The sequence below is a fragment of the Streptomyces umbrinus genome, from assembly GCF_030817415.1.
GTDB lineage: Bacteria > Actinomycetota > Actinomycetes > Streptomycetales > Streptomycetaceae > Streptomyces > Streptomyces umbrinus_A.
Genome location: NZ_JAUSZI010000002.1, coordinates 4,418,141 through 4,432,536, shown reverse-complemented (window position 1 = coordinate 4,432,536; position 14,396 = coordinate 4,418,141). Strand labels below are relative to the sequence as shown.

Here is a 14,396-nt window from a genome sequence, read left to right as displayed (position 1 = left end):
CAGCGACGCTGGGGCCCCGCCCGGCGGTAGAAGCGCCGCCTCGGTCCCGTACGGCCTGCCGCCGTACGGGACCGAGGCGTTTGCCGTACATGCCACCCGTCCGTACGGACGCCCCCGTCCGTACGAGAAAGTGAGCCAGAACCCGTGTCCGCAGTCTCCGACCGGCTTCCCACGTTCCCCTGGGACAAGCTGGAGCCCTTCAAGGCGACGGCCGCCGCTCACCCGGGCGGCATCGTCGACCTGTCCGTCGGCACCCCGGTCGACCCGGTGCCCGACCTGATCCAGAAAGCCCTGGTCGCGGCCGCCGACTCGCCCGGCTATCCCACGGTGTGGGGCACGCCGGAGCTGCGGGACGCCCTGGTGGGCTGGTGCGAGCGACGGCTGGGCGCACGGGACTTCACTCACCGCAACGTCCTGCCGGTGGTCGGCTCCAAGGAGCTGGTGGCCTGGCTGCCGACGCAGCTGGGCCTCGGCCCCGGCGACCGGGTCGCCTACCCGCGCCTGGCGTACCCGACGTACGAGGTCGGCGCGCGCCTGGCCCGCGCGGACCACGTGGCGTACGAGGACCCCACGGACCTGGACCCCACCGGCCTCGAGCTGCTGTGGCTCAACTCCCCGTCGAACCCGACGGGCCGGGTGCTCTCCCTCCCGGAGCTCACCCGGATCGTGGCCTGGGCGCGCGAGCACGGCATCCTCGTCTTCTCCGACGAGTGCTACATCGAGCTGGGCTGGGAGGCCGACCCGGTCTCGGTCCTGCACCCCGACGTGTGCGGCGGCTCGTACGAGGGGATCGTGTCGGTCCACTCGCTCTCGAAGCGGTCGAATCTGGCGGGCTACCGCTCGGCGTTCCTGGCCGGTGACTCCGCGGTCCTCGGCGACCTCCTCCAGATCCGCAAGCACGGCGGCATGATGACCTCCGCGCCCACCCAGGCCGCGACGGTCGCCGCCCTCTCGGACGACACCCACGTCCACGAACAGCGCGCCCGCTACACGGCCCGCCGCACCGCCCTCCGCGACGCCCTCCTGACCCACGGCTTCCGCATCGAACACAGCGAGGCCAGCCTCTACCTCTGGGCCACCAGGGACGAACCCTGCTGGGACACAGTGGCCCACCTCGCCGACCTCGGCATCCTGGTGGCGCCGGGCGACTTCTACGGCCCGGCGGGCGACAAGTTCGTCCGCGTGGCACTGACGGCAACAGACGAACGGGTTCAGGCGGCGGTAAACCGCCTGGCGCCCCTTTAGGGGCGGAGGGAACTGCGCGATCAGCCACAGCGCACCCGCACCCACCCACCGGGCACAAGCGAAGGGGTCCAGGGAGACTCCCTGGACCCCTTCGCCGTACAGCCCCCGGGGGGCTTAGCCGAGCGGCGGCCCCTGAAGCGGCAGCTGCTCCGCCCCAGGCAGCCCACCCTTGGCAACGGAATCGGTCGGCAACCCACTACCGGTGGCCCCCGCGGCGTCACCGAGCACGTCACCCGCGGTTCCGGCGACATCCCCGGCGGTCTTCTGCGCCGCGGGAGTCGTGGTCTTGACGGCCTTGCCGCCTGTCTTGCCCGCGGTCGGCACGGCCTTCTTGACGGCCTTGCCGCCTGTCTTGCCCGCGGTCGGCACGGCCTTCTTGACGGCCTTGCTGCCCGCGTCACCCGCGAGCCCGGTGGCGTTCTGCGCGGCGCCGTCGACGGTGGTGCCCGCGTTGTCCAGCGCGGTCAGCCCGCCGAGGTCGGGGGTGGCCGGCAGTTCGGCCGCGCTCGCGGAGCCGGCCGCACCGACCCCGGCTGCCGCTCCCGCTGCGACGAGCAGCGCGGCACGGGCGATCCGGCGGGTCAGGGTGAGGGACATGATGCTCCTTTGACGGAAGAGAACGGTGAAGTGTCGTGCCGTGCCCGGCAGTTGACCGACTGGCTGTCGGTCTTCCGTCGATCGACCGGCTGTTGATCGTTCCGGGCTCGGACGCAGTGACTACCGCTCGAAGTCCGCGAAGGTTGCGGTGGTCCAACGTAAAGAGTTGGTAATGCGTCGCATTATCGGCTGTGGAGAAACCCGGGCAAGAACGTCAGATGAGGAAGTCTGCCGAATCGCTACGGCCCTTTGACCCCAAGGGATTTGGCGGATTCGAGAGAGGCGCGGGAAGTGCCGGAGGAAATCCCCGGCGAGTCGTCGACATGCCGTGCCGGGCATGCCCCCAACGGGTGAAGGCCCGTACTACTGCCCGATGACGATTCGGACTTCGCCCGTGGAGTTCCGCGCACCCGAGTCGTCGCGCCACTCGCTCCGGGTGTTTCCGGCCGTCCACGCCCGGCCCGCGTACGAGACCCGCTCGACGTGCAGCGCCGACGAGTTGGCCACGGCCCAGTGCGCCAGGGCCCAGCCGCGCCGCCGCTCCCCGCCCTGCGCGGCCGGGGTCTTCGGGACGGTCACGGTCACGGTGCGCGTGCCGCCGGCGCCGTTCGGGGCGGTGGACGAGGTGGACGGTACGGCCGTCGGGGCCGACGGAGAGGGCGAGGGCGTGGCGGCCACTTCGGCGCCCGTCTCCTGGAACGCGTCGCGCCCGAAGTCCCGTACGAGCGCGGCACGCACCGCGTCCGGGCCCTCGGGCGGTGTGCTCGGGTGCCCCTCGCAGGTGAAGGTGGCGGCCGCGCGCCCGGTCAGGGCCGCGGCGAGGAGCGTGGCGTCCGGCTCGTGCTTCGCGTACGCCTCCGGGAAGCCGCTGCGCTGGACGCGCTGCGCGGCGACGGTGAGCGGCAGTTTCGTGTAGTCCGGCACCTTCTCCAGGTGCTCGTAGAACTCGCCGGCCGCGTATGCCGGGTCCAGGATCTCCTTCTCGGTGCCCCAGCCCTGTGACGGCCGCTGCTGGAACAGGCCCAGCGAATCACGGTCGCCGTGGCTGATATTGCGCAGGGCGGACTCCTGGAGGGCCGTCGCGAGGGCGATGGTGACGGCACGCTCGGGCACGCCGCGGTTGGTGCCGACGGCCGTGATCGTCGCCGCGTTCACCGCCTGTTCCGCCGTGAACTCGTACGACGCTCTGTCGCCGTTGCCGGAGACGACCGTGCACTTCGGTTCTCCGGTGCTCCCTGTCAGGTACTGCACGGCGAGATAGCCGGCGAGGGCGAGCAGCACGGCGAAGGCGGCTCCGGAGCGGAGGAGACGGCCACGGCGTACGGGTCTGGCGGAGGTGGGGGACGGCTCTGGCACGCGTACAAGGTACTGGAGAGTACTGTCCGCCATCTGTGGGACTGTGGACAAGCCGGTGACGGCAGAGGTATCAGGCCACCGACCGGGCCGGGACCCGCCTCGCGTTAGGGTCGACGGCATGGCCGACACCCAACTTGACCTCGTCCTGGACGCCGCCCGGCTCACCGCGCAGCTCGTCGACTTCCCCTCCGAGAGCGGCACCGAGAAGCCCCTCGCGGACGCGATCGAGGGCGTGCTGCGGTCCCTGCCGCACCTGACGGTCGAGCGGTACGGCAACAACGTCGTCGCGCGTACGAACCTGGGCCGGGCCGAGCGCGTGATCCTGGCAGGCCACATCGACACGGTCCCGATCGCCGACAACGTGCCCTCGCGCCTCGACGAGGACGGCGTGCTGTGGGGCTGCGGCACCTGCGACATGAAGTCGGGCGTCGCCGTCCAGCTGCGGATCGCGGCCACGGTCCCGGCCCCCAACCGCGACCTCACCTTCGTCTTCTACGACAACGAAGAGGTCGCCGCACACCTCAACGGGCTGAAGCATGTGTCCGAGGCGCACCCTGAGTGGCTGGAGGGCGACTTCGCGGTCCTCCTGGAGCCGTCCGACGGGCAGGTGGAGGGCGGCTGCCAGGGCACCCTGCGCGTCCTGCTGAGGACGAAGGGCGAGCGGGCGCACTCCGCGCGCGGCTGGATGGGCTCCAACGCCATCCACGCCGCCGCCCCGATCCTCGCGCGCCTCGCCGCCTACGAGCCGCGCTACCCGTTCATCGACGGCCTGGAGTACCGCGAGGGCCTCAACGCCGTCGGCATCTCGGGCGGGGTGGCGGGCAACGTCATCCCCGACGAGTGCGTGGTGACCGTCAACTTCCGCTACGCGCCCGACCGCACGGAGGCCGAGGCCCTGGCCCACGTCCACGAGGTCTTCGCCGACTGCGGCGTCGAGGAGTTCGTGGTCGACGACCACAGCGGAGCGGCGCTGCCGGGCCTCTCCCACCCCGCGGCCGCCGCCTTCATCGAGGCCGTCGGGGGCACCCCCCAGCCCAAGTACGGCTGGACGGACGTCTCCCGCTTCAGTGCGCTGGGCGTCCCGGCCGTCAACTACGGTCCCGGAAACCCGCATTTGGCACACAAGCGGGACGAAAGGGTGGAAACCGCGAAGATCCTCGCGGGCGAGGAGCGGCTGAGGGCGTGGCTGACCGCCTGACCCGTACCTGACGGCGGTTCATGGCGGACATGTCGGCGTCCCCCCTCCGTAACCCGCGTAGATCTACGCTGGGGTGGAACGACCCGCACGTGTGGAGGGAGCGGACATGGCTACTGGCAACCCGGAGGGCAAGAAGCGGCCACCGGAGGAGCAGCGGCTGGGCCCCGTGCTGCGCAGGCGGGGACAGGTGCAGGCGAGCACGACGGACCAGCGGCTGCTGGACGCGGGCGGGCCGTCGGACTGGGTCCACACCGATCCCTGGCGGGTGCTGCGCATCCAGTCGGAGTTCATCGAGGGCTTCGGCACGCTGGCCGAACTGCCGCCCGCGATCAGTGTGTTCGGCTCGGCGCGGACGCGGGCGGACTCTCCGGAGTACGAGGCGGGGGTCGCGCTCGGGCGCGGGCTGGTCGAGGCGGGCTTCGCAGTGATCACCGGCGGCGGCCCCGGTGCCATGGAGGCCGCCAACAAGGGGGCCTGCGAGGCGAAGGGCATCTCCGTCGGACTCGGCATCGAGCTGCCCTTCGAGCAGGGGCTCAACCAGTACGTCGACATCGGCCTCAACTTCCGCTACTTCTTCGTGCGGAAGATGATGTTCGTGAAGTACGCCCAGGGGTTCGTGGTCCTGCCCGGCGGCCTCGGCACCCTCGACGAACTCTTCGAGGCGCTCACCCTCGTCCAGACCCAGAAGGTCACCCGCTTCCCGATCGTCCTCTTCGGTACGGAGTACTGGGGCGGGTTGGTGGACTGGCTCAAGAACACCTTGATCGCCCAGGGCAAGGCCTCGGAGAAGGACCTGCTCCTGTTCCACCTCACGGACGACGTGGACGAGGCGGTGGCGCTGGTGTCGAAGGAGGCGGGGAGGTAGGGGCTTGTTCTTCGCCCCCGCCGCCCCTACCCGTCCCGTCCCTGGGGGCTGCCGCCCCCAGACCCCCGCATCGCGCTGCCGCGCTCGTCCTCAAACGCCGGAGGGGCTGAAAATCAGCCCCTCCGGCGTTTGAGGAGCGGGGGTTCGGGGGCGGAGCCCCTGAGGCAGGGACGGGAATGGGTCGGGGCGGCGGGGGCGAAAAAAGCCCTACGCCAGCCCCCGTCGGGCAACGGCCGGCGGACGGTGGCCGGCGATCGACGCGACCATGTCCAGGACCTGCCGCGTCTCGGCAACCTCGTGGACCCGGTACACCTGAGCCCCCAGCCAAGCCGACACCGCGGTGGTCGCGAGCGTCCCCACCACCCGCTCCTTCACCGGCCGATCGAGCGTCTCACCCACAAAGTCCTTGTTGGACAGGGACACCAGCACGGGCCAACCCGTATCCACCATCTCCCTGAGCCGCCGCGTCGCCTCAAGACTGTGCCGCGTGTTCTTCCCGAAGTCGTGCCCGGGATCGATGAGCACGGACTCCCGAGCCACCCCCACCTCCACGGCCCGCTCGGCCAGCGCCACAGTCACCCGCAGGATGTCGGCCATGACGTCGTCGTAGGCGATGCGGTGAGGACGGGTCCGGGGCTGGGTCTCACCGGCGTGCGTACACACGAGCCCCGCGCCGTACCGCCCGGCGACCTCCGCGAGCCGCGGATCGACCCCGCCCCACGCGTCGTTGAGCAGATCCGCACCCACGTCGCACACGGCCTCGCCCACCTCGTGCCGCCAGGTGTCGACACTGATGATCACGTCGGGGAAACGGCGCCGCACCTCGGCGACGAAGCCGACCGTCCGCCGCGCCTCCTCCTCGGCGGTGACCTCCTCGCCGGGCCCGGCCTTGACCCCGCCGATGTCGATGATGGCGGCGCCCTCGGACACCGCCTGCTCCACGCGCGCGAGCGCGGGCTCGTCGCGGAAGGTGGCGCCCTGGTCGTAGAAGGAGTCGGGGGTCCGGTTCACGATCGCCATGATCACCGGCTCGTGCGCCTCGAACTCGCGCCTGCCCAGCCTGAGCATCCGCTGTGACCTCTCCCAGTAGTTGGCAACGGATGTCGCCGTTCCGCCGCCTGCGACCCTAACTGTCAGAGTCGCATGGCACGATCGGAGCCTGATACTTTCCGCGCCGACGCGTCCGCGTCGGCACCAGAGTGTGGGGACCTCAGCGATGTTCATGTTCTTGTTCCTGGTCGTCGCCCTCGTCGTCGTGGTCGGCGCGGTGACTCTCTCCGTGGTGGGCGGCGGTGAGAGTGGCGCCCTTCCCGAGACCCCGCCGGAGCGCCTGCAGGACCCGCTGCCCCTTGACCGCCCCGTGCACCGCGGTGACGTGGAGGCACTGCGCTTCCCGCTCACGATGCGCGGCTACCGCATGGCGGACGTGGACGACGCCCTGGGCCGCCTCGGTGCCGAGCTGGCCGAGCGGGACGCCCGGATCTCCGACCTGGAGGCCGCGCTGGCCGGAGCGGCCCACGCGGCCCGGTCCACCTCCCTGGAGAAGCCCGCCGAGGAGGACCACCGATGAGCGACGCCCTGAAGGGCTCGGACGGCGCCCTGCGCTGCCCCTGGGCGCTGTCGACCGAGGACTACGTGACGTACCACGACGAGGAGTGGGGCCGCCCGGTCCACGGCGACGACGAGTTGTACGAGCGGCTGTGCCTGGAGGCCTTCCAGTCGGGCCTCTCCTGGATCACGATCCTGCGCCGCCGCGAGGGCTTCCGTACCGCCTTCGCGGGCTTCAAGATCTCCGAGGTCGCCACGTTCACGGACGCCGACAAGGAGCGCCTCCTCGCCGACCCCGGCATCATCCGCAACCGCGCCAAGATCGAGGCGACGGTGGCCAACGCGCGCGTACTCACGGAATGGGCACCGGGCGAGCTGGACGAACTGATCTGGTCCTTCGCCCCCGACCCGACGACCCGCCCGGCCCCGAAGGCCCTCGCCGACGTCCCTGCGGTCACCGACGAGTCGAAAGCCCTCTCCAAGGCCCTCAAGAAGCAAGGCATCCGCTTCGTGGGCCCCACCACGGCCTACGCCTTGATGCAGGCGTGCGGCTTGGTCAACGATCACCTGGCAGATTGCGTGGCCAGAGGCGCGACCCGTTAGGGGCGCGGGGAACTGCGCGACCAGCCCCCACCGGGCCGGCAGTCTCTGAACCGGCCCGATCCAGCGAAGCGTCACCGCCCCAGATACTTCGGCTTCTCCTTGTTGACGAACGCCTGCACAGCGATCACATGATCCTCGGAAGACCCGGCCCGAGTCTGCAACTCGTCCTCCTTCTCCAAGGTCTCCTCCAAGGAGTGGGTCAGCCCGTAAGCGAGAGACTCCTTCAACGCGGCATACGCCAGAGTCGGCCCCTCGGCCAGCCCCCGAGCCACCTTCACCGCCTCAGCCGCCAGCTCGGCACCCGGCACAACCCGATTGGCGATCCCCAGCTCGTACGCCTCCTGGGCGGTGATGCTGCGCGGAAACAGCAGCAGATCCGCGGCCCGCGAAGGCCCGACGACCCGGGGCAGCGTCCACGAGATCCCGGAGTCGGCGGTCAACGCGACCCCGGCGAACGACGTGTTGAAGGCGGCGGTGTCGGCGACGATGCGATAGTCCGCCGCGAGGGCGAAACCGAGGCCGGCACCGGCCGCGACCCCGTTGACGGCCGCCACGACCGGCTTCGCCGCCCTGGTCAGGGCCCGCACGATCGGGTTGTAGTGCTCCTGGACGGTGCTCATGACACCCCCGCCCGAGCCGGACTCGCGCGCCGCCATCAGCCCGCCGATGTGCTCCTTGAGGTCCTGGCCCACACAGAACGCCCGGTCGCCGGCGGCGGTGAGCAGGATGGCCCGTACGGAGTCGTCCGCCGCGGCCGCCTGTGCCGCCTCGCGGAAGGCGACCTTGGTCTCGATGTTCATCGCGTTCATCGCCTCGGGGCGGTTGAGCGTGATCGTCGCGAGTCCGTCGCTCACCTCGTAGAGCACGGTGTCGGCCATGGGGGTCCCCTCCGGTTCGCGGCTCCGTCGTACCCGTCGGTACGTTCTGGTCTGAGGACAGCATGGCGGAGATCACGAGCGGCGGCGGGGTTCGGACATGTGACCTGCGTCAAAGAATTCCGGCGTCCGAAAGTCCATGCAGCGGCGCGGCAGCGGCGCAGTATCGCAGCCACTTCGGCGAATTGAGTGGTTTTGCTCAAGCGCGTTGCGCAAGCGATGCCGACTGATGTTGGTCATCGGGTCCTGAGATGCGGGATAATGGCCTGGAAGCAATGTGTTCGATGCCGGTGACGCGTGTCCGACGAGAGGATGCGTGCCCTTCAGTGGGGCCGTCGGCGACGATGAGCTGGTTTCAGGAAGGGGAACGAGCATGGCGGCCATGAAGCCGCGGACGGGCGATGGCCCGCTCGAGGTGACCAAGGAGGGGCGGGGCATCGTCATGCGCGTTCCGCTCGAAGGCGGCGGTCGGCTCGTCGTCGAGCTGACCCCCGACGAGGCCGACGCGCTCGGCGACGCCCTCAAGAAGGTCGTCGGCTGACGCGGAACGCGACCATACCTGTCCACTGCCCCGGCATCCAAAGTGATGCCGGGGCAGTGGGTTTTCAGGGGTACGTCAGGGACGTATGCCATGCATGTTCGTGCAGGTCAGAAGGGGTTTAGCGGCGGTCCGGAGAGGGGCCGGATCAGCGTTTGACCGCACACAGCAGGCCGTCGCCGACCGGCAGGAGCGAGGGAATCAGCTCTTGGCTCTCGCGGACGGCGCGCAGCAGTTCGCGCAGCCGCAGGACCTCCGTGGGCTGCGGGCCCGACTCCACGGTCCGGCCGTTCGCGAAGACACCCTCGAAGACGACCAGGCCACCGGGCCTGAGCAGGCGCAACGATTCAGCGAGGTAGTCGAGGCTCTCGAGACGGTCGCCGTCGCAGAAGACGAGGTCGTAGCCGGCGTCCGCGAGCCGGGGCAGGACGTCCAGCGCGCGGCCCGGGATGAAGCGGGCCCGGTTGCTCGCGAAGCCGCACGCGCGGAAGGCCTGGCGGGCGAACTGCTGGTGCTCCGGCTCCGGATCCACGGTCGTCAGTACACCGTCCGGCCGCATGCCGTGCAGAAGATGCATTCCGGAGACTCCGGTGCCGGTCCCGATCTCCGCGACCGCCTTGGCGTCCACGGTGGCGGCGAGCAGTCGCAGCGCTGCGCCCGTGCCGGGCGACACAGAGCGCAGCCCTGCGTCCCGGGCCCGGTCCCGGGCCCAGTGCAGTGCTTCGTCCTCGGCGACAAAGGCGTCGGCGAACGCCCAGCTCGTCAGCCGGTTGCCGGTAATGGCCCTCTCCTGTCCCCGTGGTTGCCTGGGCGTGACTGTATCCGTTGCCGCCGGGAACCCGCAGATGGGACCGGGCGTTTAGAGGGGGTGGGGAACTACGCGGGGGTAGCAGATGGATCAGGACACCGAGCAAGTGCTGACGCAGCCATATGAGCGCGTATCAAATTCTCGTAAAACCGCTTATCCGGAGCTAACGGGCGAGGTGGCTATGGTAGGGGCTCCACCGGACACCACCAGAGCCGACAGGGGAGGTGCGGCTGCGCCTGTGGATCGGGGAGGGGTGCTGAGGCGCCTGCTCAGATCGGCGGGTGAGCCGAAATCTGTGAACGACACCGCTGACCGTTTCCGCACCGCTGACTCCGCTCAGACCGCGACCTTCACGTCCGACGCGGACTCGCAGGCGTGGACTCCGCCCACCTGGGAGGAGATCGTCAGCACGCACAGCGCCAGGGTCTACCGTCTCGCCTACCGCCTGACGGGCAACCAGCACGACGCCGAGGACCTGACCCAGGAAGTCTTCGTCCGGGTCTTCCGTTCCCTGTCGACGTACACGCCGGGCACCTTCGAGGGCTGGCTCCACCGCATCACCACCAACCTCTTCCTGGACATGGTCCGCCGCAAGCAGCGCATCCGCTTCGACGCCCTCGGTGACGACGCGGCCGAGCGCCTGCCCAGCCGCGAGCCCTCCCCGCAGCAGGTCTTCAACGACACGCACTTCGACGCGGACGTCCAGCAGGCCCTCGACACCCTCGCCCCGGAGTTCCGCGCCGCGGTCGTCCTGTGCGACATCGAAGGGCTTTCGTACGAGGAGATCGCCGCGACCCTGGGCGTCAAGCTCGGCACGGTCCGCAGCCGCATCCACCGCGGCCGCTCCCAGCTGCGCAAGGCGCTCGCCCACCGCTCGCCCGAGGCCCGTGCCGAGCGCCGCGGTTTCGCGGTCACCGGAGTGCCCGCTCTGGGAGGAGGGGGCGCGAGCGCGTGAGTGGATCACGGCTTAATCCTGCCGATCGGCCCCTTACCGAGCAGCACCTCGGAGACCGGCTCTCCGCCCTCGTGGACGGCGAGCTCGGTCACGAGGCGCGCGAGCGTGTCCTCGCGCACCTCGCCACGTGCGCGAAGTGCAAAGCCGAGGCCGACGAGCAGCGACGACTGAAGAACGTGTTCGCGGAGGTCGCTCCGCCACCCCCCTCCGAGAGCTTCCTGGCCCGTCTGCAGGGGCTCCCCGGAGGAGGTGACTCGGATGGCGACGGATCGCCGCTGGGCAGGGGAGGGTTCGGCACGTCCGGAGTCTTCGGCATGAAGCCGGACTCCTTCGGCTATGTGCCGTCCGGCCCCCACGCCGCCGTGCTGCCCTCCGAGCAGCGCGGGTTCCGCATCCATGACATAAGCCGGCGTGAGGCCGAGCGGTCGGCCTCACGGGGACTGCGCTTCGCGGCCGCCGCGGCCGGTGCCGTGTCGCTCGCCGCGATCGCGCTCGGCGGGGTGTCGACGGGCATGCCGACGGACACCACGGACGCGCGCGGCGGGTCGGGCTCCGGAAGCAACGTGACCCCGATGCGGACGGCGAACGTGGGCGGGGCGACCAACCCCGACTCGCAGCGCCGCCGGTCCCTCACACCGCTGCTCGCGCAGGGACAGCGCTCCTTCACCGCGGAGGGGGGCGCGCAGACCGAGATGTCGGCGCCGCTGCTGCCCGGGGTGCCCGCGCCCCTGACACCCTCGCCCGCCGAGCAGGACGCGCGCACGCTGCACGCGCTGACCACCCCCGTGGTGGCCGGTGCCGCGGCCATGTCCCCGCTCATACGCCCCTTCAGCCCGGCCCCACCGGTCGCGCTGACCGCGTTCTCGACGGCGTCGGAGCTGGAGACGTCCCTGCTGCCGCTGGTGCCGCAGTCCGACTCGTCCGCCTCACCTTCGCCTTCCTCCCCCGGCTGAACCGGCCCTCTGCGCGGCGGCCCGTGAACCTGGTTGAATCCAGGGATGGGCCGCGCCCGCGGTAGGAAATCGGGCTCGGAGTGGACAAACCGCGGTGACCGCCGATGTGCCGAGCCGCGGGTCAGGTGTGGGGAGAGCATGGACGAGGGGAAGCCCACGAAGCCGAAGTGGTGGAGCCGGCCCCGGACCGACGTGCCGGAATCCGCTCCGGCGGACCCGGCTTCCGCGGGGGACGGCGCGAGTGGGTTCCACGGGGGAGACATGGACGGCGACTTCGAGCTGGAGAAGCCCGCGGTCGCCGGTGCCGCAGGTGGCTCCGGTGGCGCGGGTATGACCGGCGGGGCTTCCACCGAGGCTCCGAGCCTGGTCCCGAGCCAGGTGCCGGCTGACGCGAGCGGTGGCGCAGACGTGCCCGGTGAGCGGCCCGAGCCTCTCGGGGAGCGGGAGCGCCCCAAGCCGCTGCACGACCCGGATCCCTACAGCACGCCGCCCTACGGCGGACCCGGCCCCTGGGCGCCCGCGCCCCCGGTCCAGCACCCGGCGACGACTCCCGCGCACGGGACGGCCGTCCATGCCGTGACTCCGCCCCAGGGCACCCCGGCAGGAGCTGGGCCCGAGGACTCCGTCCCGCGGCCGGCCGCCACCCAGGGCATCCTCGGACCGGCGCTGCCCTCCGGCTACCACCAGGCGGCGGCCCCCCTCCACGGCACTCCCGACCACGGCCCCACCGACCACGGCGCCCCCGCGCCGGCCCCGGCTCCCCACCCCTCGGCCCCCCACGTTCCGGCCGCCCACGCACCCGTGCCCCAGGCAGACGCTCAGACCCACCCCCAGACGCATCCTCAGCCCCATCACCCTCAGCCCCACCCCCAAGCACTCCACGCCCCCTGGCAGAACTACGACCCCTGGGCCGCCGCCCCCCTCCAGCAGAACGGGGCGGCCGTCGAGAGCACGACCGGGCGGCGTCGGCGTACGAGGCGGGCGCTGGTCCTGGGGGCCGCGCTCCTCGCCCTCGTGTCCGGCGGTGTCGGCGGGGCCGTAGGGGCGTATCTGGAGCGCAACGGCGGGATCGACGACGTCGAGCTGCCGCAGGCCGGGACCGAGGCCAAGGGACGGGCCGCGGACAGCGTGGCCGGGATCGCGGCCAGCGCGCTGCCCAGTGTGGTGACGCTGCATGTGAGCGGGTCGGAGTCGCAGGGCACCGGCACCGGGTTCGTGCTCGACCAGCGCGGCCACATCCTCACCAACAACCACGTGGTCGACCCGGCCGACGGCAGCGGCGAGATAACCGTGACCTTCAGCGGCGGCCAGACCGCCAAGGCCAAGGTCGTCGGTCACGACAGCGGCTACGACCTCGCCGTCGTGAAGGTGAGCGGTGTCAGAGGCCTCAAGCCCCTGGCCCTCGGCAACTCCGACAACGTCCAGGTCGGCGACCCGGTCGTGGCCATCGGCGCCCCCTTCGACCTGGAGAACACCGTCACCGCCGGCATCATCAGCGCCAAGGAGCGCCCCATCACGGCGGGCGGCGAGGAGGGCGACGGCAGCGACATCTCGTACGTGGACGCGCTGCAGACGGACGCCCCGATAAACCCCGGCAACTCGGGCGGCCCGCTGGTCGACTCCAAGGCCCGGGTCATCGGCATCAACAGCGCCATCCGCTCCGCCGACAGCGGCTCGGACCTGGAGGGCGGCCAGTCCGGCTCGATCGGCCTCGGGTTCGCCATCCCCATCAACCAGGGCAAGCGCGTCGCCGAGGAGCTCATCAACACCGGCAAGGCCACGCACCCGGTGATCGGCGTGACACTCGACATGGACTACAGCGGCGACGGCGCCCGCGTCGGCACCAAGGGCAACGACGGCAGCCCCCCGGTCAACCAGGACGGCCCTGGCGACCGGGCCGGCATCAAGCCCGGTGACGTCATCACCGAGGTCGACGGGCAGCGCGTGCACTCCGGCGAGGAGCTCATCGTCAAGACCCGGGCCCACCGCCCCGGCGACCGCCTGGAGCTGACGCTGGAGCGCGACGGCAAGGAGAAGAAGGTCACGCTCGTCCTCGGTTCGGCCGACGGCGACTGACGGAACGATTGCGCGGGGCAACCGACAGGAACTTCACAGGAAGCGGGCCGTACCCGGGCCCCATCAGGCAAACATCCTGGAAAACCCGGCGTGTACACGCGGTCGGAGGGCCCGGGACAGTACCGGACAGACAGGATCGCCGGGTACCGTGGACCCGGCCCGGACCACGGAAAGACCTGCCGAGGGCCGAGGACATCGCAAGGAGCTGAAGGTGTTCAATGACATAGGACCGCTCGAGCTCGTGACGCTCGTCGTCCTTGCCGTGCTCGTCTTCGGCCCGGAGAAGCTCCCGAAGATGATCCAGGACGTCACGCGCACCATCCGCAAGATCCGTGACTTCTCGGAGAGCGCCAAGGCGGACATCCGCGAGGAACTCGGCCCGGAGTTCAAGGACTTCGAGTTCGAGGACCTCAACCCCAAGACGTTCATCCGCAAGCAGCTGGACAACGACGAGCTGGGGCTCAAGGAGATCCGTAACGGCTTCGACCTGAAGAAGGAGATGGCCGACGTCACGGACGCGGTGCACGGCCGCGAGTCCGAGTCCTCCGCCTCGTCGTCCTCCTCGTCCGGGTCCACCGGCGGCACCGTCGACATGACGAAGAAGCGGGAGAAGCTCGATCAGGACGAGCGCCCTCCGTTCGACGCCGACGCGACCTGAGCCGGTCCCGGCCGCTCGGCCGACCGGCCCTGACCTGGTCCGACTCGGACCGCTCCGAACGGCCCGGGTCCAAGGCGTACGCCCGCGGCCCGTCGACGTGCGGCACGCCCGCCGTCCGGAA

Annotated in this window: 15 protein-coding genes; 10 read left to right on the top strand and 5 right to left on the bottom strand. The window is 70.9% G+C overall.

Annotated elements, in window-relative coordinates; all coding sequences use genetic code 11:
- Positions 1 to 144 precede the first annotated feature (144 nt).
- Positions 145 to 1,245 (top strand): bifunctional succinyldiaminopimelate transaminase/glutamate-prephenate aminotransferase, encoded by a 1,101-nt coding sequence (locus QF035_RS19350; protein WP_307521644.1) that lies wholly within the window; start codon positions 145 to 147, stop codon positions 1,243 to 1,245.
- Between the two features lie 114 nt (positions 1,246 to 1,359).
- Here the strand turns inward: QF035_RS19350 and QF035_RS19345 are convergent, their stop codons facing one another.
- On the bottom strand, positions 1,360 to 1,842 hold the full coding sequence (locus QF035_RS19345) for an ATP-binding protein (RefSeq protein WP_307521643.1): 483 nt from the start codon (positions 1,840 to 1,842) through the stop codon (positions 1,360 to 1,362).
- 363 nt (positions 1,843 to 2,205) lie between these two features.
- Complete coding sequence (locus QF035_RS19340) at positions 2,206 to 3,198, bottom strand: heavy metal transporter (protein WP_307531235.1); 993 nt, start codon at positions 3,196 to 3,198, stop codon at positions 2,206 to 2,208.
- A gap of 118 nt (positions 3,199 to 3,316) precedes the next feature.
- Between QF035_RS19340 and dapE the strand changes: the two genes are divergently transcribed.
- Together dapE and QF035_RS19330 are read left to right on the top strand one after the other, a co-directional pair.
- Entirely contained in the window at positions 3,317 to 4,396 is a 1,080-nt protein-coding gene (dapE, locus tag QF035_RS19335; protein ID WP_307521642.1) for a succinyl-diaminopimelate desuccinylase, read from the top strand.
- A gap of 106 nt (positions 4,397 to 4,502) precedes the next feature.
- The gene (locus QF035_RS19330) at positions 4,503 to 5,261 is read left to right on the top strand and encodes an LOG family protein (protein WP_307521641.1); all 759 of its coding nucleotides are present in this window, start codon (positions 4,503 to 4,505) and stop codon (positions 5,259 to 5,261) included.
- Between the two features lie 207 nt (positions 5,262 to 5,468).
- Here the strand turns inward: QF035_RS19330 and folP are convergent, their stop codons facing one another.
- Positions 5,469 to 6,329: a dihydropteroate synthase gene (gene folP / locus QF035_RS19325; protein ID WP_307521639.1), complete on the bottom strand. Its 861-nt coding sequence runs from the start codon at positions 6,327 to 6,329 to the stop codon at positions 5,469 to 5,471.
- A gap of 148 nt (positions 6,330 to 6,477) precedes the next feature.
- Here folP and QF035_RS19320 point away from each other — a divergent pair, with 148 nt between their 5' ends.
- Both QF035_RS19320 and QF035_RS19315 read left to right on the top strand, forming a co-directional pair.
- Entirely contained in the window at positions 6,478 to 6,831 is a 354-nt protein-coding gene (locus tag QF035_RS19320; protein ID WP_055614046.1) for a DivIVA domain-containing protein, read from the top strand.
- Positions 6,828 to 7,412: a DNA-3-methyladenine glycosylase I gene (locus QF035_RS19315; RefSeq protein ID WP_307521638.1), complete on the top strand. Its 585-nt coding sequence runs from the start codon at positions 6,828 to 6,830 to the stop codon at positions 7,410 to 7,412. Before QF035_RS19320 ends, QF035_RS19315 begins: the two co-directional genes overlap by 4 nt.
- 71 nt (positions 7,413 to 7,483) lie before the next feature.
- Here QF035_RS19315 and QF035_RS19310 read toward each other — a convergent pair whose 3' ends face one another.
- Positions 7,484 to 8,290, bottom strand: a complete 807-nt coding sequence (locus QF035_RS19310; RefSeq protein ID WP_307521637.1) for an enoyl-CoA hydratase/isomerase family protein — start codon at positions 8,288 to 8,290, stop codon at positions 7,484 to 7,486.
- Between the two features lie 370 nt (positions 8,291 to 8,660).
- On the opposite strand from QF035_RS19310, the gene QF035_RS19305 reads away from it, so the two are divergent.
- A complete protein-coding gene (locus QF035_RS19305) occupies positions 8,661 to 8,828 on the top strand; it encodes a DUF3117 domain-containing protein (protein WP_003966491.1) in 168 nt (55 codons plus the stop codon).
- Positions 8,829 to 8,973: 145 nt separating this feature from the next.
- Here QF035_RS19305 and QF035_RS19300 read toward each other — a convergent pair whose 3' ends face one another.
- Positions 8,974 to 9,672 (bottom strand): O-methyltransferase, encoded by a 699-nt coding sequence (locus tag QF035_RS19300; protein ID WP_269654385.1) that lies wholly within the window; start codon positions 9,670 to 9,672, stop codon positions 8,974 to 8,976.
- A 214-nt stretch (positions 9,673 to 9,886) separates the two neighbouring features.
- Between QF035_RS19300 and sigE the strand changes: the two genes are divergently transcribed.
- The 4 genes from sigE (at position 9,887) to QF035_RS19280 (ending at position 14,275) form a co-directional block, all read left to right on the top strand.
- Positions 9,887 to 10,588 carry an RNA polymerase sigma factor SigE gene (gene sigE, locus QF035_RS19295; RefSeq protein ID WP_055614050.1) on the top strand — a complete coding sequence of 234 codons (702 nt, stop codon included), beginning with the start codon at positions 9,887 to 9,889 and terminating at the stop codon, positions 10,586 to 10,588.
- Positions 10,585 to 11,541: an anti-sigma factor family protein gene (locus QF035_RS19290; protein WP_307521636.1), complete on the top strand. Its 957-nt coding sequence runs from the start codon at positions 10,585 to 10,587 to the stop codon at positions 11,539 to 11,541. Before sigE ends, QF035_RS19290 begins: the two co-directional genes overlap by 4 nt.
- 138 nt (positions 11,542 to 11,679) lie before the next feature.
- Positions 11,680 to 13,617, top strand: coding sequence for a S1C family serine protease (locus tag QF035_RS19285; protein ID WP_307521635.1), 1,938 nt, complete (start codon positions 11,680 to 11,682; stop codon positions 13,615 to 13,617).
- A 211-nt stretch (positions 13,618 to 13,828) separates the two neighbouring features.
- Positions 13,829 to 14,275, top strand: coding sequence for a sec-independent translocase (locus tag QF035_RS19280; protein ID WP_307521634.1), 447 nt, complete (start codon positions 13,829 to 13,831; stop codon positions 14,273 to 14,275).
- The last annotated feature ends 121 nt before the right edge of the window (positions 14,276 to 14,396 follow it).

Bases quoted from the DNA above. Each gene is read 5' to 3' on its own strand.
- QF035_RS19305 (WP_003966491.1), top strand. From the start codon at position 8,661: ATGGCGGCCATGAAGCCGCGGACGGGCGATGGCCCGCTCGAGGTGACC.
- QF035_RS19330 (WP_307521641.1), top strand. From the start codon at position 4,503: ATGGCTACTGGCAACCCGGAGGGCAAGAAGCGGCCACCGGAGGAGCAG.
- folP (WP_307521639.1), bottom strand. From the start codon at position 6,329: ATGCTCAGGCTGGGCAGGCGCGAGTTCGAGGCGCACGAGCCGGTGATC.
- QF035_RS19320 (WP_055614046.1), top strand. From the start codon at position 6,478: ATGTTCATGTTCTTGTTCCTGGTCGTCGCCCTCGTCGTCGTGGTCGGC.
- dapE (WP_307521642.1), top strand. From the start codon at position 3,317: ATGGCCGACACCCAACTTGACCTCGTCCTGGACGCCGCCCGGCTCACC.
- QF035_RS19310 (WP_307521637.1), bottom strand. From the start codon at position 8,290: ATGGCCGACACCGTGCTCTACGAGGTGAGCGACGGACTCGCGACGATC.
- QF035_RS19345 (WP_307521643.1), bottom strand. From the start codon at position 1,842: ATGTCCCTCACCCTGACCCGCCGGATCGCCCGTGCCGCGCTGCTCGTC.
- QF035_RS19285 (WP_307521635.1), top strand. From the start codon at position 11,680: ATGGACGAGGGGAAGCCCACGAAGCCGAAGTGGTGGAGCCGGCCCCGG.
- QF035_RS19315 (WP_307521638.1), top strand. From the start codon at position 6,828: ATGAGCGACGCCCTGAAGGGCTCGGACGGCGCCCTGCGCTGCCCCTGG.